At 54.3% G+C, this 17,482-nt stretch carries 18 protein-coding genes and 2 pseudogenes; 3 read left to right on the plus strand and 17 right to left on the minus strand.

The genetic code is table 11. The features are described 5' to 3' along the window. Positions 1 to 285: 285 nt before the first annotated feature. Positions 286 to 1,023 (minus strand): DUF1013 domain-containing protein, encoded by a 738-nt coding sequence (locus WNY38_RS15420; protein WP_342858253.1) that lies wholly within the window; start codon positions 1,021 to 1,023, stop codon positions 286 to 288. A gap of 147 nt (positions 1,024 to 1,170) precedes the next feature. Here WNY38_RS15420 and WNY38_RS15425 point away from each other — a divergent pair, with 147 nt between their 5' ends. Continuing rightward, positions 1,171 to 1,812 carry a ribonuclease T2 gene (locus tag WNY38_RS15425; protein ID WP_342858254.1) on the plus strand — a complete coding sequence of 214 codons (642 nt, stop codon included), beginning with the start codon at positions 1,171 to 1,173 and terminating at the stop codon, positions 1,810 to 1,812. 17 nt (positions 1,813 to 1,829) lie between these two features. Here WNY38_RS15425 and WNY38_RS15430 read toward each other — a convergent pair whose 3' ends face one another. Beyond that, positions 1,830 to 2,813: an NAD(P)H-quinone oxidoreductase gene (locus WNY38_RS15430; protein ID WP_342858318.1), complete on the minus strand. Its 984-nt coding sequence runs from the start codon at positions 2,811 to 2,813 to the stop codon at positions 1,830 to 1,832. Between the two features lie 17 nt (positions 2,814 to 2,830). Beyond that, the gene (locus WNY38_RS15435; RefSeq protein WP_342858255.1) at positions 2,831 to 3,559 is read right to left on the minus strand and encodes a COQ9 family protein; all 729 of its coding nucleotides are present in this window, start codon (positions 3,557 to 3,559) and stop codon (positions 2,831 to 2,833) included. Between the two features lie 110 nt (positions 3,560 to 3,669). Here WNY38_RS15435 and rpsU point away from each other — a divergent pair, with 110 nt between their 5' ends. After that, positions 3,670 to 3,876, plus strand: coding sequence for a 30S ribosomal protein S21 (gene rpsU / locus WNY38_RS15440; RefSeq protein WP_058263026.1), 207 nt, complete (start codon positions 3,670 to 3,672; stop codon positions 3,874 to 3,876). 116 nt (positions 3,877 to 3,992) lie between these two features. Here rpsU and WNY38_RS15445 read toward each other — a convergent pair whose 3' ends face one another. From WNY38_RS15445 to WNY38_RS15475, 7 genes are all read right to left on the minus strand, one after another. Then, the gene (locus tag WNY38_RS15445; RefSeq protein WP_342858256.1) at positions 3,993 to 4,793 is read right to left on the minus strand and encodes an aspartate dehydrogenase; all 801 of its coding nucleotides are present in this window, start codon (positions 4,791 to 4,793) and stop codon (positions 3,993 to 3,995) included. Positions 4,794 to 4,840: 47 nt separating this feature from the next. After that, positions 4,841 to 6,031 carry an aminotransferase class V-fold PLP-dependent enzyme gene (locus WNY38_RS15450; RefSeq protein ID WP_342858257.1) on the minus strand — a complete coding sequence of 397 codons (1,191 nt, stop codon included), beginning with the start codon at positions 6,029 to 6,031 and terminating at the stop codon, positions 4,841 to 4,843. Between the two features lie 30 nt (positions 6,032 to 6,061). After that, positions 6,062 to 6,814, minus strand: a complete 753-nt coding sequence (locus WNY38_RS15455) for an amino acid ABC transporter ATP-binding protein (protein ID WP_342858258.1) — start codon at positions 6,812 to 6,814, stop codon at positions 6,062 to 6,064. Further along, entirely contained in the window at positions 6,811 to 7,932 is a 1,122-nt protein-coding gene (locus tag WNY38_RS15460; protein ID WP_342858259.1) for an amino acid ABC transporter permease, read from the minus strand. The genes WNY38_RS15455 and WNY38_RS15460 overlap by 4 nt, the downstream gene beginning before the upstream one ends. A 2-nt stretch (positions 7,933 to 7,934) precedes the next feature. Continuing rightward, on the minus strand, positions 7,935 to 9,158 hold the full coding sequence (locus WNY38_RS15465; protein ID WP_342858260.1) for an ABC transporter permease subunit: 1,224 nt from the start codon (positions 9,156 to 9,158) through the stop codon (positions 7,935 to 7,937). A 21-nt stretch (positions 9,159 to 9,179) separates the two neighbouring features. After that, positions 9,180 to 10,232: an amino acid ABC transporter substrate-binding protein gene (locus WNY38_RS15470; protein WP_342858261.1), complete on the minus strand. Its 1,053-nt coding sequence runs from the start codon at positions 10,230 to 10,232 to the stop codon at positions 9,180 to 9,182. A 79-nt stretch (positions 10,233 to 10,311) separates the two neighbouring features. Then, entirely contained in the window at positions 10,312 to 11,007 is a 696-nt protein-coding gene (locus tag WNY38_RS15475; RefSeq protein WP_342858262.1) for a GntR family transcriptional regulator, read from the minus strand. A 190-nt stretch (positions 11,008 to 11,197) separates the two neighbouring features. On the opposite strand from WNY38_RS15475, the pseudogene WNY38_RS15480 reads away from it, so the two are divergent. Beyond that, a pseudogene (locus tag WNY38_RS15480) lies at positions 11,198 to 11,533 on the plus strand (hypothetical protein); the annotation flags it as partial. Here WNY38_RS15480 and WNY38_RS15485 read toward each other — a convergent pair. The 7 genes and pseudogenes from WNY38_RS15485 to WNY38_RS15515 all read right to left on the minus strand — a co-directional run. Continuing rightward, positions 11,517 to 11,711: pseudogene (locus WNY38_RS15485) on the minus strand (RES domain-containing protein); the annotation flags it as partial. The pseudogenes WNY38_RS15480 and WNY38_RS15485 sit on opposite strands and share 17 nt — an antisense overlap. Before the next feature lie 250 nt (positions 11,712 to 11,961). Further along, positions 11,962 to 12,972, minus strand: coding sequence for a YHYH protein (locus WNY38_RS15490; protein WP_342858263.1), 1,011 nt, complete (start codon positions 12,970 to 12,972; stop codon positions 11,962 to 11,964). A 383-nt stretch (positions 12,973 to 13,355) separates the two neighbouring features. Next, on the minus strand, positions 13,356 to 13,673 hold the full coding sequence (locus tag WNY38_RS15495; RefSeq protein ID WP_342858264.1) for a hypothetical protein: 318 nt from the start codon (positions 13,671 to 13,673) through the stop codon (positions 13,356 to 13,358). Between the two features lie 15 nt (positions 13,674 to 13,688). Then, positions 13,689 to 14,399: an orotate phosphoribosyltransferase gene (locus WNY38_RS15500; RefSeq protein WP_342858265.1), complete on the minus strand. Its 711-nt coding sequence runs from the start codon at positions 14,397 to 14,399 to the stop codon at positions 13,689 to 13,691. Beyond that, a complete protein-coding gene (locus tag WNY38_RS15505; RefSeq protein WP_342858266.1) occupies positions 14,396 to 15,691 on the minus strand; it encodes a Zn-dependent hydrolase in 1,296 nt (431 codons plus the stop codon). The genes WNY38_RS15500 and WNY38_RS15505 overlap by 4 nt, the downstream gene beginning before the upstream one ends. Continuing rightward, positions 15,688 to 16,626: a dihydroorotate dehydrogenase gene (locus WNY38_RS15510; RefSeq protein ID WP_342858267.1), complete on the minus strand. Its 939-nt coding sequence runs from the start codon at positions 16,624 to 16,626 to the stop codon at positions 15,688 to 15,690. Before WNY38_RS15510 ends, WNY38_RS15505 begins: the two co-directional genes overlap by 4 nt. Then, complete coding sequence (locus WNY38_RS15515; protein ID WP_342858268.1) at positions 16,626 to 17,468, minus strand: dihydroorotate dehydrogenase electron transfer subunit; 843 nt, start codon at positions 17,466 to 17,468, stop codon at positions 16,626 to 16,628. Before WNY38_RS15515 ends, WNY38_RS15510 begins: the two co-directional genes overlap by 1 nt. Positions 17,469 to 17,482: the final 14 nt, after the last annotated feature.

Genomic DNA, 17,482 nt, shown 5'->3' on the forward strand with positions numbered 1-17,482 from the left:
CCTCGCAAGACCTTGCAATATCAGACGCCAGCAGAGAAGTTCGCACAGTGTGTTGCGTCGACCAGTTGAGATCGCCGCGGAATGCAGTCATTCACCGCACAGCGTGTTCAGGACTGGTTTGGTGAAATTTCTAACAAATTTGGCTTGATAGAGGTATTCGAATGGACGTGATGCCTGCGAACTTCGGCTGCAAAATCCAATGCAACATCATTCCAAAACGCAAAAGGCCCACCAATTTGGCGGGCCTCGGGGTTCAATCGGTCAAAGCGTTTCGTCTTTGTCGTCTTAGTCTTTGTCGTCATCGCCATCTGGCAAGTTGAAGAAGCTGTCTGCGTCTGGCAGAGGCGCTTCTTTTTCTTCTTCCACGTTGTCACCCAAAGTGAAGGCTTCCAAGCCAGAAATCGCTGTTGGGATGCGTGGCTCTGCGTCCATGCCCAAGGTCTGTTCTGTGGACAGCAATTTGCGGCGCTCGTCATCAGACATCGCGTTGCCTTCGGCCGCGCGTTTGGCAGCGGCTTTTTGCACAGCGGCATCCAATTCGGATTGCTTACACAGGCCCAAAGCAACCGGATCAATCGGCTGCATGTTGTTGATGTTCCAGTGTGTGCGCTCGCGGATCGCTTGGATCGTTGGCTTGGTTGTGCCAACAAGTTTGGTGATCTGCGCGTCAGCCAATTCAGGGTGGAATTTCACCAACCACAGGATTGAGTTCGGGCGATCTTGGCGTTTGGACAAAGGCGTGTAACGCGGACCACGACGTTTTTCTTCGCCTTCAGACGCTGGATTGTGCTTGAGCTTGAGACGCGCCATTGGGTCGGCCTCGGCCACTGAGATTTCGTCTTGGGTCAGCTGGTTGTTGGCAATCGGATCAAAGCCTTTCACGCCAGTCGCAACATCGCCATCTGCGATGCCTTGGACTTCCAGTTCGTGCAGACCACAAAAGGCCGCGATCTGAACAAAGCTGAGTGTCGTGTTGTCGACGAGCCAAACAGCTGTGGCTTTTGCCATAATAGGTTTTGCCATGGATACTCTCCTTGAATACCTTGAATACGATAGGCCCCAGATACAACTTCTCCGTCGCCTGAAAGGGCTTTCCCGAAAGGGACGGTTCACATTGTGGGGGGAACTTGAGGCCTGTATACTGTGGATCGTTGTCAGAGGAAAGAGAAAATGCGTAAAGCAATTGTTACCGGTCTAGCGCTTGCTGGCTTTATGAGCACCGCAGCCGCTTTTGCGGATGGCGAACGTGCTGGCGATTTTGACTATTACGTCTTGGCTTTGTCATGGTCCCCCACGTGGTGTGCGCTGGAAGGCGATGACAGAAATTCCCCGCAATGCGACCGACAGCTTGGCTGGGTGATGCACGGACTTTGGCCGCAATATGAACGCGGCTGGCCGTCTTACTGCAACACGCCCGAGCGCGATCCAAGTCGACGTCAGACTGAGGCGATGGAAGACATCATGGGCACAGATGGCGCCGCTTGGTATCAGTGGAAAAAACACGGGCGTTGTGCGGGCTTGCCTGCGCAAGAGTATTTGGACACCGCGCGGAAAGCTTTTGAGTCCATCACCCGCCCCGCTGCTTTTAAGGCCCTGAAAAAAGACGTGCTGCTGCCCGCCTCAGTGATCGAGCAAGCGTTTATGCAAGCCAATGCTGGACTGAACAGAGACGAGATTACCGTAACCTGTAAAGATCAGCGCATCCAAGAGGTGCGCATTTGCCTGTCCAAAGATTTAGAGCCGCGGACCTGCGGCCAAGACACCATTCGCGATTGCACCTTGGACAAAGCGCGGCTGGACAAAATCGACTAACGCGCGCACCCGTCATGTTACGCCACGCGTAAAACGATCTTGCCGATATGAGCATTGGTTTCCATCAACCGATGCGCGCTTGCCGCGTCTTCAAAGGCGAATTCGGAATGCATCACAGGGGCCACCTGCCCTGCTTCAATCAAGGGCCAGACCCGCGACAACAGTTCTTGGGCGATGGTCGCTTTGGCTTTGATTGATTGCGGGCGCAGGTTTGATCCGGTCAGCGTCAGCCGCTTGACCATAACCTGCATGAGATTGATCTCGGCCTTAGCGCCAGTCAAGAACGCGATATTGACCAAACGCCCGTCCAGACCAAGGGCTTTGAGATTACGCGGAAAATACGAACCGCCGACCATATCCAAGATCAAATCGGCACCGCCCTCAGCTTGCAAAACCTCAACGAAGTCCTCATCGTGATAATTGATCGCCCGCTCGGCCCCAAGGTTCACGCAGGCCGCGCATTTCTCGGCAGAGCCTGCGGTCGCAAACACGCGCGCGCCAAAAGCCCGCGCCAGCTGGATTGCCGTTGTGCCGATCCCTGATGATCCGCCATGCACCAAGAATGTCTCATCTGCCTGCAAGCCGCCACGCATGAACACATTGCTCCAAACGGTGAAAAACGTCTCTGGCAAGCAGGCCGCCTCACGCAAGCTTAGCCCCTTGGGCACAGGCAAGGCATGCACCGCAGGTGTCGCCACATATTCGGCATAGCCACCACCGGGCAGCAAGGCACAGACCTGATCCCCAACGCGCCACTCGGTCACATCCGAACCAATAGCCACCACCTCGCCCGCGCATTCAAGCCCCGGCAAATCTGATGCACCTGCGGGCGGATTGTACAGGCCTGCGCGTTGCAAGGCATCGGGGCGGTTCACGCCAGCGTAGGCGACCTTAATAATGATTTCGCCCGCTTTTGGTGCGGGCACAGGGCGTTCGCAAAGCTGCAAGACCTCAGGCGCACCGGCTTCGGTTATTTCAATTGCGCGCATCACTGTGGGTATCTTGGGTGGCAAAGACATTATTGGTCTCCTGCCTGCGTGCTGGGTGCCTGTGTGCTGGGTGCCTGTGTGCCGGGGATGTCATCGCGGCGCACAGCTGCGGGCGCCTTGATCGTGCCCAAAATGGCGTTGGGCAGAGCAAACAGCGCAGACAGTGTCTTGTTGTCACGCACGCCTGCTTTGGCTTTCTCGAACGACATCACATCATCAATGCGGCGGTCTAAAAACGCCTTGGTATCTGCGAAACCTTCGCTGTCATCGCCCAGCCAAAACAAAATGGTCGAGGTGAACACAGCCGACAAAGTCGCGCGCTTTGTATACCAATTCACATCCATGGACGTGTCACCCAACGTGTTCCAAATCGCGTCCGTTGTTTCCCAAACCAAACGCACACCTTCGGGCGCATAATGCGGCAAGGAAAACAGCGACATACCGCGTCGCACGACTTCGCGATCAACCGCCTCGATGCGCAACCAAACGGCATGGGCAATTTTATCGCGAAACCGCATGTCGCTCAGGTCGGCCGTTTGCAGCGCCTCGATCATCAAGCGATCGCCGCCTTTGTGATAGGCCGCAGCCAAATCAACCGATCCACGCGGGGCCGCCACACGCGCCATTTGCGCAGGCACACCCGAATCAGTCACAGCCGCTTGGAAGGTCTCAGGCCCCCAGCCATCGAAAACCACATGTGGAATCGCGGCTTGCACCAGTTTTTCACGGGTTGGATCGGGGTAAGCGGTACTTTGCATTGGATCTCTCCTATTGGGCCTGTTCACATGGTAGACAAGCTAGCGCGCCTTTGCTATAGGGCGATCTCCTGCAATTCATGCAATTCTAACTAGGAAGGTGGTGACACCACATGCAGGTTAGCGTTCGCGACAACAATGTCGATCAAGCTCTCCGTGCCCTGAAGAAAAAACTTCAGCGCGAAGGCGTTTTCCGTGAAATGAAGCTCAAGCAACATTTCGAGAAACCCTCCGTCAAAAAAGCGCGCGAGAAAGCCGAAGCCGTCCGCCGTGCTCGCAAGTTGGCTCGTAAAAAAGCTCAACGCGAAGGCATGCTCTAGGTCTTTTGATCCGACAGCGAATGGCCTTTTCGAAGGCATATAAAAATAGAGCCCCCGATGTTTGTGCATCGGGGGTTTTCTTGTTTTGGGATCAGGCAGCGCAAGAGATCACTAAGTTATGTTGAAAAAGGATAAGCTCTAAGCTTCAACGCGCGATACGCGCTTTGTGACGTCAAAGCTGATGTGCGCGGGTTGTGCGGCAAAGTCCCTGAGCTGGTTTCAAAGTCAAAAGACACATTATCACCAACAGCTTGAACGCGGTGGGTGTTGCGCGTCACCGCAGGGTCTGCGAACAAACGCACTGTTGTGTCATCAAAACCTAGCCCCGCAAGCGCAACAGTCGCGACAACATTCGCATTCTTGGGAAAGGCTTGGGCCGCTTCTCGTGCCGTGCCGGAAAAAATCTCGCAGGGCTCTGTCAAAGTATCAAGATCGCAAACCACATCAGCGGGCGTGCCCTTCCAACTGATCGGAGCTTTGCGACCTGTGTAGCACACTGACGTCAAGCCGCCGCTCTCGACAGCTGAAAGCGCATCGATTCCACCGATCGCCCCAGGCACGACAATCACTTTCGCTTTTGACTGCGCTGTGGCGCTATTTAACTCGGCAACAAGTGCGTCGTCAGACAAGGCCCCTGCGGACAGGATGCCAAGATCAAACCCACGGGCCAAAACAGCCGCGCCATAGTCTTTGAGCGCGCCGTGTCCTGCGCATTCGAGCACAAAATCAATATCATCATCCAAAGCATCGACCGAGGTGATGACCTCGGTCTGCAGATCGATCTTTGCCTGTGTGCTGTCGCACGCCGTGGCCCGCACCAATATTTGTTTGACCCTCAAATGCGGATCAGACTGCACTTTGATCAGAAGGTCTTGAGCAATTGCGCCGAACCCGATGAGGGCAACTGAAACAGTCATTTTGGCTTCCTTTTTTGGGGCGATCGTTTAGAGGCGTTGATACGCATTTAGCCAGATGAGGGTCGATACTGCGCAACGGCGTCGAGCGTTTTCGAGATATCCGCACCATTGTTAAAGGCATGGACCGCCATACGGATTTGCCCCCGCCTGATGGCATGGTTGATCTGGTGATCCTTCATCATTGCGGACAACCCCATGATATCTGCACAGGTGGAGGTGTCATGCCCGCCTGCATCGAGCGTACCGATGGTGACGATATGCGACAGCCTATCCGGATCATCCGATATCGTGACACGCGGGCCAAACATAGTGTCCTGCACACCACGACGCAGCTCTGACGCCAACCCCAAGACATGGGACTCGATGGATGCTGGACCAAGATCAAGCAACAACCTTAAAGACGTGGCAACAGCATAAGCCCCTGCAAGGTTATAGCTGCCAACTTCATAACGCCGTGCATTTGGCTGAATCTGGTATTCAAAACTGCCCATAGTCGAATGATCTTCGGAATCTTGATACACCGCAGGGCGCGACAAATATGCGGGCGTCAGGCGGTCAAACCACTGGTCAGAAACATACAAAAATCCGATGCCGTAAGACCCCAACAACCCCTTAGAGGCAGAGGTCGCGAAGCCGTCAATCGGTTCTTGGGAAAAATCGTGCTGTAAAATACCAGCCGATTGAACGCCATCCACAAGGAAAAACACATCGCGCTTGCGACACGCAGCCCCCAGACGATCAAGGTCACTGCGATAACCCGGTGCAAAGGAAACGGACGGACAGGTCATGATAATCGTATCGTCATCCATCGCCGCGATCATCGCCTCTGTATCAAGCTGGCCTTGTGGTGTCGCGGGCACAAGACGCAGTTCTAGCCCGCGGTTTTTTTGGCGTAACCAAGGATAGATATTGTTGGGATGCTCGACATCAGTGCTTAGCACCACGTTTTTTCCCTGCACATCCTCAAAGGACCACGCGATACAATTGATCCCGTCTGACACATTGCGCGTCACCGCGATGTTTTTCGGATCAGCATTGACCAGTTGCGCAAAATTGCTTCGAGCCTCCTCAACAAAGGCTTCGTGCCCCAGTCGCCCAACGGAAGCCGACGCGAGACGATCCAGATAGATATCTATCGCGCCGCGCACAGTGTCATTCAGGATCATTTTATCCGCGATAGACAAATAGGTCTGATCGGCGAGTGCGGGAAATCCTGCGCGGAATGTCTCAAAATTCATGGTATGCTTATTCACTTTTTAGGGCTGGCCTCAGTGGGACAAAATTTGCTTTAGGAACTGTTGAGTACGCGGATTTTGCGCGTTGGTGAAGAACTCAGTGGGGGGGGCTGCTTCGATCACTTCGCCGTCAGCCATGAAAACGACCAAATCTGCGACCTGTTTGGCAAAGCCCATTTCATGGGTGACGCAAATCATCGTCATACCCTCATCGGCCAATTCGCCCATAACATCCAAAACTTCGCTGATCATTTCAGGGTCGAGCGCAGACGTGGGTTCGTCAAACAACATCACCTCAGGTTTCATCATCAACGAGCGTGCGATGGCCACACGTTGTTGTTGCCCGCCAGATAGCTGACCGGGGAATTTGTTAGCCTGTTCGGGGATACGCACGCGCTCCAAAAGCTCCATCGCCAAATTTTCAGCGTCTTTTCTGGGCACTGCATTGACCAAATTGGGGGCAAGCACCAGATTGTCCAACACAGTCAGATGTGGAAATAAATTGAAGTTCTGGAACACCATACCCACGTGACGACGCACTTCGTCGATGTTTTTGACGTTCTGTGTCAGCTCAACACCGTTGACGATAATGTCACCTTCTTGATGTTCTTCAAGACGGTTAATACAGCGGATCAGCGTAGATTTTCCCGACCCAGAGGGCCCACAGATTACGACCTTTTCACCACGCCCAACCTGCATATTGATATCGCGCAGCACGTGAAAATCACCATACCACTTGTTCACATTGCGCAGCTCGATGGTCGCGCTGTCAGATGCGTTTGTCATCTTGTGTTTCCTTTGTTCAGATCACGCTCAAGCGACGCGCTGTATTTCGACATGCTGAAACAGACGACAAAATACAGAGCGATCACAAAGAGGTAAGCCTCTGTGCCGTAGCTGACCCATGTAGGGTCTTCCAATGCGGATTTCGTAGCGCCAAGAATGTCGAACAGTCCGATGATGGCGATGAAAGTGGTGTTTTTAAACGCGCGAATGATGTCGTTCATCAAAGCTGGCAAAACGATGCGCAGGGTCTGGGGCAAAATGATCCGCGTGGTCTTTTGCCAATAGGGCAGCCCCAAGGCCTCAGCCGCCTCATATTGACCACGTGGGATCGCTTGCAGCCCGCCTCGAAAGATGTCCGCAGCATAGGCAGCAAAAAACATCAGCATCCCGATCAGTGCGCGCACGAATTTATCAGGCGTCATAGCTTCTGGCACAAACAGCGGAAAGATCAAAGCCGCCATAAACAGCACCGTCACCAAGGGCACGCCGCGCACCATTTCGACAAAGCCGATGCAAAGCGCCTTGATGATCGGCAAGTTGGATTGACGTCCCAGTGCCAGCAAAATCGCCACAGGCAGCCCGCCGATCACTGTGCTAAAAAAGATCAACAAGGTCAGCGGCAGACCACCCCACAAATGGGTCGGCGTCGGCACAAGGCCAAACACCCCACCAAGTTGCAGCACGAAAATAGCCACCCAAGCAACGCACCACGCCACAAGCAGCCATTTGGTCCAAAACACGCGAAAGCCACTGACAATAGACATGACGCCCAAAATCAGCACCACCAGCGCCCCGCGCCAATGTTGCTCATACGGATATGTACCAAACAGCATCAGGCGGTATTTTTCTTGCACAATGGCCCAGCACGCACCCGTTGTGGCCTTGCACGCATCAGCCCCGTTTGCAGACGTCCAAGCGGCATCCCAAATGGCCCAGCGAAACAGATCCGGTACAGTAGCGATCAGCAAAGCACAGCACAGCAAGGTAAAGATCGTGTTGTGAATGCCATCAAACAGGTTTTGACGTGCCCAATGGACCAGTCCTGATGTGGCCACTGGCGCTGGACGTGCCGCACTAGCCCCTGTTTGCGCATTTGAAATCAATCGATGCGATGTCATGTCTAGCGTTCCTTCAACTGAACGGATCGATTGTACCAATTCATGATCACCGCAATGGTGGTGGTCAGGCTAAGATAGATCGCCATCATGATGATAATCGCCTCGACCGTGTTGCCGCTTGCCGTCAAAATTGTGTTGTTCAGATTGAACAGCTCGGGGTAGCCAATCATCACCCCAAGCGAGCTGTTTTTCAGCAAGCTGACATATTGCGCGGTTGAGGGCGGCACGATAACCCGCATCGCTTGCGGCAGTACAACACGCCATAAAACGTCAGAGTTTTTGATCCCCATGGCGGTGGCAGCTTCGATCTGACCTTGGTTCACCGAGGCAATACCGGCACGAACTATTTCTGCGATAAAGGCCGCGATATAAAGAGACAGTCCTAAAAACAGCGCCAAGAACTCAGGCGACAATTGCAATCCGCCGCGAATGTTAAAACCGCGCAAGGCTGGAATTTCGATTTGGCTGGGCGTTCCGAACACCGTCCAAATCACGGCGGGCACAATCACCATGATCGCAATGGACAGGGGCAGACCGTTAAACTTTTGACCTGTTTGGCGCAGGCGTTTTTCAAGATGGCGGCGCAGCAACACAACAAGTCCTGCCGCAATCACTAAGCCGATCAAAGCAAATCCAAATCCTGATCCCTCGCCGGGGCCAGGAATGGCCAGACCGCGGTTGCTTAAGAAAGCGATACCGTCAAGGCTAAACGCTTGTTTCGGTCCGGGCAGTTGTACCGCCAACATGTACCAAAACACGATCTGCAACAGTTGCGGCGTGTTGCGAAACACCTCGACATAGACAGAGGCAAATCGGTTCAGCATGACATTGCGCGACAACCGCGCAACCCCAAGCAAAACACCAATGATACTGGCCAGCACAATGGCCGCAAATGACACTTTCAAAGTGTTCAAGATGCCAACGCCGTAAGCGCGTAAAAAGGTATCAGAGGCCGAAAACGGGATCGGAGATTCCCCGATCGCGAATCCTGCGCTGTCCATCAAGAACCCAAAACCGGTCTTGATCCCTTGATCTGACAAGGCCCGTTGGGCATTGCCAAAGATATAAACGAAGAAGCCGATGACCAGTGCAATGACAATCGCCTGAGCCGCAAAATTGCGAAACCGCTGGTCGTTCCAAAACCCGTTCAAGGACAGGCCTTGCATCTTGGGCGGCTTGCGTCGCGGCAGGCTTTCACCTGTGGTTTTCGCATTAGAATAGGTCATCGGCATCCTGACACTTACAGCTTATTTAAAGGGCGGCGCGTAGAGCAGACCGCCATCAACCCATTGAGCGTTCAGCCCACGCGCAAGTTTCAACGGAGACTCTTGCCCCAAGTTGCGCTCGAACATTTCGCCGTAGTTCCCGACTTGGGACACAACATTGTAAACCCAGTCGTTTTTCAGGCCCAAAAGCTCACCCAAGTCGCCATCGACACCAAGGAAACGCGCATATTTGGTGTTGCCCTCGTCGCGCAATGCGGTGACGTTCTCAGATGTGACGCCCAATTCTTCGGCTTCCATCATCGCATAGGCGGTCCATGCCACGATGTCTTTCCACTGCGGGTCGTCTTGGCGCACAACAGGGCCCATTGGATCTTTGCCGACGATTTCGTCCAAAATCACCCAATCAGCAGGGTTTTCCGCAACGGTCGCACGCTTCGCAGCCAAACCGGACGTGGATTGAATGTTCACATCACAACGTCCGTTGAAAAACGCTGCATCCAACTCGCTTGAGCTTTGAATGACGACAGGCGTGTATTCCAATCCGCGTCCTGTAAAGACTTCTTCGGCGACCAATTCAGATGTGGATCCTGGCAGCAAACATACAGTCGCCCCGTCAAGGTCTTCGATCGCGCTCACGCCAGCGGCTGCATTGACCATAAAGCCCTGACCATCGTAGAAAGTTGGTGCAACGAAATCGAGCGCCAGTTTACTGTCGCGGCTCAACGTCCATGTTGCGTTGCGCAAAAGCACGTCGATCTCGCCTGTTTGCAACGCGGTAAACCGCGTTTGGCTGCTTGTCTTCACCATCTGAATTTTAGTGGCATCGCCCAAAACAGAGGCTGCGATGGCGCGACACATGTCAACGTCCAAGCCTTGCCATTCGCCCTTGCTGTCCAGCGCAGAAAAACCAGCGCGACCGCCGTTTGATCCACACATCACGACGTCAGCCGCAATAACACTTTCCAGTGTGGTTTCCGCCGCGGCAGTGGTTGCAACAGCCTGAGCCGCGACAAGCGCCAATGCGGCACCGGTGATCTGTCCGGCGCAACGAGATAGCTTTTTAGTCATATCCATTTGTCTTCCTTTCGAATGAGTGAGAGAGATTTAGCGAGTACATGCGCCCTCTAAGGCGCTGGGGAATAAGGGTTTTGGACTACGTCATGCCTTTGGTACTAAGGGGCGGCAGACTGTATCCATCCAAGCGATCAAAGATCCGCATGCGGGTCTCAAAGCCTTTGGCCATATGCTCAACAAGACGCGATTGGGCCAACATGCTGTCACGGTCCGTGATCGCCTTTAAAATATCGATGTGCTCATCGAGTGCTTTCAACACCCAATCCGGCTCGTAGTATCGCGGCAGTGTCAGTGCCGTTGCCAAGCGCAAGCGCACAGGTTGGTAGATTTGCAGCAATTTTTCATTGCGCGCAGACCGGAAAATTTCGGTGTGAAACTCTGCACCGTATTCGTCGATTTCTTTTAGGTCGTAATTGGCTGTATTGCTGCGCATGTCCTCGAACCGCTCAGCGTAGGCAGCAAGTTCGGGCAGTGGGCCGTGTTTTGCCGCAAGGTGCGCCGCCATGCTTTCAAGTGCATAACGCACCTCATAAATTTCGCGCATTTCAGTGAGCGTCAGCTCGCGAATAAACGTGCCGCGCGCGGGCTCGGCAGACAAAATACCATCGTTGATCAGATCGCGCAGCGCCTCACGGACCTTCGTGCGACCAACCGAAAAGCGCTCAGCAATGCCGCGCTCTGAGATCTGGTCTTTCACATCAATATCGCCGCTTAAAATGGCGTCAAGGATCAGTTTGTGAACCGATTCTTTAGGGGAAGGAGGTGTGTGTGTCATACTGGTATGCTGTCGGTATACCAGTGGTCGATCAATTAGAATCCCTCGGTTTGCGATACACATTGCCCTGCCGCGTTAGGTTTGTGCAAAAATTAGGCACTTTCACTCTCTAGCTTCACAAAATGAACGCTAAATATCCGCTAGGGTTTGAGCCGCCTTGCTTGGTAATTTTTGAAGCAGGAAACCAGTCATGTCAGGCATTGGATTTACAGATGAGGTCAAGCGTGACGCGGTCGCACAAGTGTGGATCGAGGATATTCAGTTGAGGCGGTTTCAGAGTGATTGGGGATCAGGCGGTTGAAGAAAGAATGAGCCCGCGTCTCCGAGAAGCGCGATATCCTAAAAAAAGGGGCGCGAATTGTCCGTCATTGGTCCCAGAACAATGACGCGCGCGTACTTCGCAAAGGATGCATCCCACTCGGTGATATAAACATCACCTGCCGGTCGATGAGAGAGGTATGCGTTTTTCGCCGATCACCGCCCGTTATTTTCGGTTCGCGCGATGTGTGGTTGCCTGCGCCTGCAAACGCTCGAACAGATGAATAGATCAAGCCGCGTGAGCCTTCACACCGCTGAAGTTGCGCGAGTCTTCGGCCCTCGAGATAGCCAGCATCAGGATCGACATTGAGCACCAGATGATCTGTTTCATTAGTAACATCATCGAAAACCCCGATGAAATCCGCCAGTAGTTCGACATATCGGGCGCCAGCCGCCACAAACACCCATGCGGCCCAAAGTCCTGCACCACATGCTCGTCCTTCAGCGCGACCTTGTGCTGGCCTGCTATCTCGCCGCGCTTTTTAATCAGTCCGGATATCGTGTATTCCATGCCGTATTATGGATTCACAGCCTTGTTTTTATACGGCATGTTATTGGTGCGTTTGATACATAAGGCCGGACAATGTGGCCTTTCCCAAGATCAGTTTGAATCACTGACGCCACGAAAGAACGCCCTCAGTCGCTTGGTGGTGGTCCACTGCGACGCTCCTCCACCGACGCATCACACACCGCACTCGAATCAGACAAAGCACAACCGTATTGCGCAGCAAAGCATCCAATAAACTGGTTATTTCCTGCAACATCGGTGTGGTAGTGATACCCCAGTCCGTACACGAAATGTCCATTGCACGAATCCAGATCAGAATCCTTTGATGATCCATCAAGCGCCGCATAAATATCGTATCCATCCATTGCCACAGCCACCTGTGGTTCGTGGTCTGGGACCGCAGCCTCAACCTGCGGTTCGCACCCGATCAGCCCATGATAATGATAGCCGGTATAAGGGTTTACGTGGCCCACACATGCGTCCATCAAACCCAAAGTGTGGTTGCCTTCGATCAACTCCAGCGGTGCGGGCGCATCCAGCTTTACCCCATTAAACGCTAACCCCACGCCTGGCGACGGACCAATGCGCGCAGCCTCACCCTCAAACGCAACAGGTATCAGCGGAATGACATAGGTTTCTGAGGTGTTTTCATCCAGATAGCTCACCTCGCACTCAACGCAGTAATTCACATAGTCCGAAGCACTGTTCGGATCTCCCGCGACAGCGCAGCCCAACTCACCGTCGACAAGAATGACATCCCCGGTGTCGACATCATACATTTGCCAAACGTCATCGTTGAAAAGGATCGCAAGGTCTCTGATGAATTCACCGTCAGCGACGACGACTTCATCATTCAAGAACCACGTCCCCCCCTCCTCGGGCGGGCTTTCGATGGTGCTTGGACAATAGGGCCCTGTCACATGGTTTGACGGGGCAGGACCAGTGGTGATGCTGATACAGAGCGTCTGCTCGCCATCTGACAAAGTGCAATCAACCATTTCCGGTACCTGCACCACGCCCGCATCCGCATACAGCGCAACAAGCTGATCAAATCTAGTTTTCTGTTCAGTCGTTTGCGCCAAAGCTGACGTTGCATAGAGACTAATTGCTAAGGCGAGCATATTCAGAGTCGAGTTCATTTAACGCTCCATTCGCGATAAAAAAGCCTTTCCGTAAGGCTGTGTTTCGAACAAATGTTTAAGGACTGCAGACATGTCTTGCACGAAAAAAATGGGCATTGCGGACTCACAGCCGACTTTCGGCGGCGCAGAACACCACGCGCCGGGTTCGTTAGAGGCACCGTTGCTCACGGCCCTTAGGAGACATTGGACATCACCGCAGCTAGAGTCTGCTTTAAGCCCCTAGGGTGCCTGCCCTAGCTAACTAAAAGCCTAGCCCCAGCGTGGCCAGCCTCATCCACTTGCCGTCAGGATAAGCTTGCGTGGAACCTGTCGTTTGTTACTGGCTCGATACAGGCCGCGCGCCGAGCACATTTCAGCGCTCGGCATGTGTCAACACACTCTTAGCGCGTTCGTTGCACGTTTGATGTAACGACTTCGGTCAACACGGACAGGCGTTGCTCGGCGCTGCCCGTAGATGCCGCTTCAAAGGCTTCGACATCGGCGCGAAAGGCTTCGAAATTTTGCCCAAGCGCCTTGCTGGAAAGTGGTTGGCGTTCGTGCAAATCTACGAAATTTTCCGCACTGGTCGCGAGAACGTAAAAGGCTGCGGCATGTTCGGGCTCGGACACAGCGCGTTCAAAAGCGGCTTTGGCCACGGCCGCATAGGCGTGAATGCCACGGCCTTTTTCTGTCAACAGATCGAGAAGAAAAGTAAACATGAGTGTCTCCTTAGGTTAAAATGTCAGGCTGCGCGCGCCACCATGATCGGTGGACCAGCCCAAAGGGTCTTTTAGAAACGCGGCTATGATGTCGCGCTCTTGCTTGGTAAAACGGTTATGAGCGACGGCGACATCCAGAATATCCGCCCATGTGCAAAGCTCATGCAGGCGAATGCCCGCGCGATCCATAGCCGCGCCTGTCTCGGCGAAAATATCATACTGGAACAGCATGAACACATCTTTGACCACCAATCCCGCCGCGCGTAAAGCTTGGCAGAACCTTAACTTAGAGGCCCCATCCGTGGTCAAATCTTCCACCAGCAACACCCGCTGCCCGGGTTCCCAAACGCCTTCGATATGCGCCTGCGGCCCAAAACCTTGCGCGCGCTTGCGCACATATTGCATCGGTAATCCGGTTTCAAAGGCGATCCATGCAGCAAACGGAATACCCGCCGTCTCCGCGCCTGCGATGGCATCAATCTGATCGCGCCCAACATTGGCATCGATCACATCCGTCGCAAACCCCATCAATTTCTCGCGCACTGCCGGATAAGAGATCACTTTGCGCACATCGATATAGACCGGGCTTGCCACGCCAGATGACAGGATAAATGGACGATCTTTGGCCACCTCCACCGCATGTATATCAAGCAAAGCAAGCGCGGTGATCTGGGCGATCTCCCGTCGGGTCTGCGCGCTTAGAGACATGGATAAAGGCTCCTTCATGATGCAGCCTCCATATAGGTGGAAAGAATATCAACACCCACCATAAAATCCGCAATCTCCATCGCTTCGTCGGGATTGTGCGATCCGTTGCGGTTGCGCACAAAGATCATGCCCGATGGCACGCCCGCCTGCGCAAAGATCGCCGCATCATGCCCTCCGCCAGATGCCATTTTAAACCCTTCCCCTGTCACCTGATCCATCACCTGCGTGAGTACATCGACCAGTGTCGGATCCATTAAAGCGGGGGCAACCGCCACTGGCGCACCGACCTCAAAGGTCACACCACGACTGCGCGCGATGTCATCCATCTCGTCAGTTAAATATTCACGCATCTGCTCCAACGTGTCGGCATCTTGAGACCGCACATCCAGCGAGAAACCAATCTCATCGGGAATACGCGCAATGGCATGGCGATTGGGGTCCGTGCCCACAACCCCAGAGGTCAGAACAAGGTCTTGACCCGTGTTCAACAAGTGCTGCCATGTGCCGTCCAAACGGTGCATCAATTCGGCAAAGGCCAGAACGGGATCGTGGCGATAGGCCCGCGGCACCGCGCCCGAATGCCCCGCCTGACCGATGCAATGAATGTCACGATAGCGGAAATTTCCGCGAATTCCCGTCACCACGGCGGCAGGCAGATTGCGCTCGACCAAAAGCGGCCCCTGTTCGATGTGTAATTCAAGGTAGGCGTCGATCCCGCTCAGATCAAAGATCGGGCTTTGTGCCGCGATCGGGGCGATGTCGATGCCAAGCCCCGCCAAATGCGCATTTAAAGCGCGTCCATCGCCTTTGTGCGCGGCATTGAATTCGCCCTCAGGCAAACTGCCTGTCAACATCTTCGAGCCCAAATAACAGGCCCCGAACCATGCACTTTCTTCGCCGCGCATGGCCAGAACTTTGACCGCTTTATTCAACTGGCGGCGGCCTCGGCAAGCTTCAATCAGAACCATAAGGCCTGCAATCACTCCCGCAAGCCCATCGTAATTGCCCCCCATCGGAACGCTATCCACATGACTACCGATCACCGTATAACTTTCGGCCGCCTGATGTTCAGACAAGCAAAACCATAGGTTCTTACCCGCATCTTCCGTGACGCAAAGCCCTTCGTCGCGGGCACGCGCCGCGAGATAGTCAAGCGTTTCGCTTTCCTTGGCGGAAAATGCCGGACGGCTCACGCCCGCCTCATCTTGCGACAGCACGCGAATATCCTCGAACATCTGCGCAGCCATGTCCGATGCGCTGTCTTTCGCGCGCTCAGTGTTTTTTGCACGTTCTGTGCTGTGATGTTTCATTCAAACACCCCGACTTGCGGAGCCTCAATCGCACCGATGATCTCATCAAGCGATCGGATGCTATGCTCCGTCATCCAGTCGCCAAGCTCGGTGATCAAACACGCCATAACCGTGGGCGACTGGAACGTGGCAGTGCCAATTTGCACCGCTCGCGCCCCCGCCATAAGAAATTCGAGCACATCGTCACGGGTTGAAATACCGCCGCAGCCAATGACAGGAATATCCACCGCATTGGCGCATTGATAGGTCATGCGCAGGGCGATGGGTTTGATCGCAGGCCCCGACATCCCCCCCATCACATTGCCAAGTCGCGGGCGACGGTTTTCGATATCAATGGACATGCCAAGCATCGTGTTGGCGACAACAACCGCATCGGCACCTGCCGCCTCTGCTGCGCGTGCCACCTCGGCTGGCTCGCCCGTGTTTGGCGTGAGTTTCGCCCAAAGTGGCAGATTCGTTTCAGCCCGCAAACGGGTGATAACCTCATGGGTCGTGTCTGGCCGCATGGCAAAAGCATTGCCGTTGGCTTCAATGTTTGGACAGGAAATATTCGCCTCAATCGCGGCCACCCCTTCAAGGCTGACCTCTGCACACAGACGGGCAAATTCATCATAGGAATGCGCCGAAATGGACACCACAAGCGGGGCTTTGAACCCCGCCCAAAACGGCAACATCTCATCACGGAAATAGTCGATGCCTTTGGACGGAATACCTATGGCGTTCAACATTCCAGACGGCATATCGCACACTCGCGGCGTCGGATTTCCCGCACGGGTGCCACGCATGATGGTCTTGAGAACATGCGCGCCCAACACATCAAGATCAAACACATCCGCGAGGTCCTCCGAGAAGGTCCCAGAGGCGGGCATGATCGGATTTTTAAAAGTGAGCGCGCCGATACGAGCGCTCAAATCCACAGTGTTCAGGTCTTTCATCACATGGCCTCCGAAATAGAAAAGACAGGCCCCTCGCGGCAAACGCGACGTTGAATGACCCGTTCACCTACGCGAAAACTGCGCACGCAGGCCTGACACATGCCAAGCCCGCAGGCCATTTGTTGTTCCATGGCAATTTCACCGGGAATGTCATGGCGCGCGCCGAGGTCTTGCAACAGACGCAAAAGCCGCGATGATCCACAGGTGTAAAACGCATTCACCTGCCCCGCCTCAATGCGCGCTTCGATAAACGGACGCAAAGCTTCGGGTGTGGAACTTCCATCTTGGTCATGTACAACGACGACTTCGGCGCCATAGCTTTCAAACAGCGCAACGGACATCGCCAATTCAGGTCGGCGCGCCGAGCAGATCGCTGTCATTTTGCGGCCCTTTTCTTGGGCCATGCGGGCCAAGGGCGCGAGCGTGGCAAGCCCCACTCCGCGCGCGACCAGCATCAAGTGTTGCCACGCATCAGGCATCGAGAACCCCTGTCCCAAAGGCCCCAGAACATTAAAAGCATCGCCCGCGTCAAGCGTGGCAAGCCCCCGTGTGCCCGCGCCTGTGACCTTGTAAAGAAACTCCAAACGCCCCGCCGCCTTGTCATACCCATAGATGCTCATCGGGCGGCGCAGGAAGGGCTGCTCGCCGAGTGGCGCGGGGCACAACAGTTGAAAGAACTGCCCCGGCTGACAGTCGAGCACTTCAGTTGGGGCCTCCAAAGTCAGCAAGCGATATTCGCCATTCACAGGCGTGTTCGAGACTACGCGACATGTGGCTTCACAACAGCGTGGCCGCAGCCCCTGTGGTACAGGGACAGAGATAACGTTTGGGAGATGGGTCATAGGTCTACCTTCGA

It is taken from the genome of Pacificibacter sp. AS14 (genome assembly GCF_038899935.1).
In the GTDB taxonomy this organism is placed as follows: domain Bacteria; phylum Pseudomonadota; class Alphaproteobacteria; order Rhodobacterales; family Rhodobacteraceae; genus Celeribacter.

Excerpts from the sequence above, each read along its gene's own strand:
- WNY38_RS15420 (WP_342858253.1), bottom strand. The coding sequence starts at position 1,023 with ATGGCAAAACCTATTATGGCAAAAGCCACAGCTGTTTGGCTCGTCGAC.
- WNY38_RS15425 (WP_342858254.1), top strand. The coding sequence starts at position 1,171 with ATGCGTAAAGCAATTGTTACCGGTCTAGCGCTTGCTGGCTTTATGAGC.
- WNY38_RS15435 (WP_342858255.1), bottom strand. The coding sequence starts at position 3,559 with ATGCAAAGTACCGCTTACCCCGATCCAACCCGTGAAAAACTGGTGCAA.
- rpsU (WP_058263026.1), top strand. The coding sequence starts at position 3,670 with ATGCAGGTTAGCGTTCGCGACAACAATGTCGATCAAGCTCTCCGTGCC.
- WNY38_RS15445 (WP_342858256.1), bottom strand. The coding sequence starts at position 4,793 with ATGACTGTTTCAGTTGCCCTCATCGGGTTCGGCGCAATTGCTCAAGAC.
- WNY38_RS15450 (WP_342858257.1), bottom strand. The coding sequence starts at position 6,031 with ATGAATTTTGAGACATTCCGCGCAGGATTTCCCGCACTCGCCGATCAG.
- WNY38_RS15455 (WP_342858258.1), bottom strand. The coding sequence starts at position 6,814 with ATGACAAACGCATCTGACAGCGCGACCATCGAGCTGCGCAATGTGAAC.
- WNY38_RS15460 (WP_342858259.1), bottom strand. The coding sequence starts at position 7,932 with ATGACATCGCATCGATTGATTTCAAATGCGCAAACAGGGGCTAGTGCG.
- WNY38_RS15465 (WP_342858260.1), bottom strand. The coding sequence starts at position 9,158 with ATGACCTATTCTAATGCGAAAACCACAGGTGAAAGCCTGCCGCGACGC.
- WNY38_RS15470 (WP_342858261.1), bottom strand. The coding sequence starts at position 10,232 with ATGGATATGACTAAAAAGCTATCTCGTTGCGCCGGACAGATCACCGGT.
- WNY38_RS15475 (WP_342858262.1), bottom strand. The coding sequence starts at position 11,007 with ATGACACACACACCTCCTTCCCCTAAAGAATCGGTTCACAAACTGATC.
- WNY38_RS15490 (WP_342858263.1), bottom strand. The coding sequence starts at position 12,972 with ATGAACTCGACTCTGAATATGCTCGCCTTAGCAATTAGTCTCTATGCA.
- WNY38_RS15495 (WP_342858264.1), bottom strand. The coding sequence starts at position 13,673 with ATGTTTACTTTTCTTCTCGATCTGTTGACAGAAAAAGGCCGTGGCATT.
- WNY38_RS15500 (WP_342858265.1), bottom strand. The coding sequence starts at position 14,399 with ATGAAGGAGCCTTTATCCATGTCTCTAAGCGCGCAGACCCGACGGGAG.
- WNY38_RS15505 (WP_342858266.1), bottom strand. The coding sequence starts at position 15,691 with ATGAAACATCACAGCACAGAACGTGCAAAAAACACTGAGCGCGCGAAA.
- WNY38_RS15510 (WP_342858267.1), bottom strand. The coding sequence starts at position 16,626 with ATGAAAGACCTGAACACTGTGGATTTGAGCGCTCGTATCGGCGCGCTC.
- WNY38_RS15515 (WP_342858268.1), bottom strand. The coding sequence starts at position 17,468 with ATGACCCATCTCCCAAACGTTATCTCTGTCCCTGTACCACAGGGGCTG.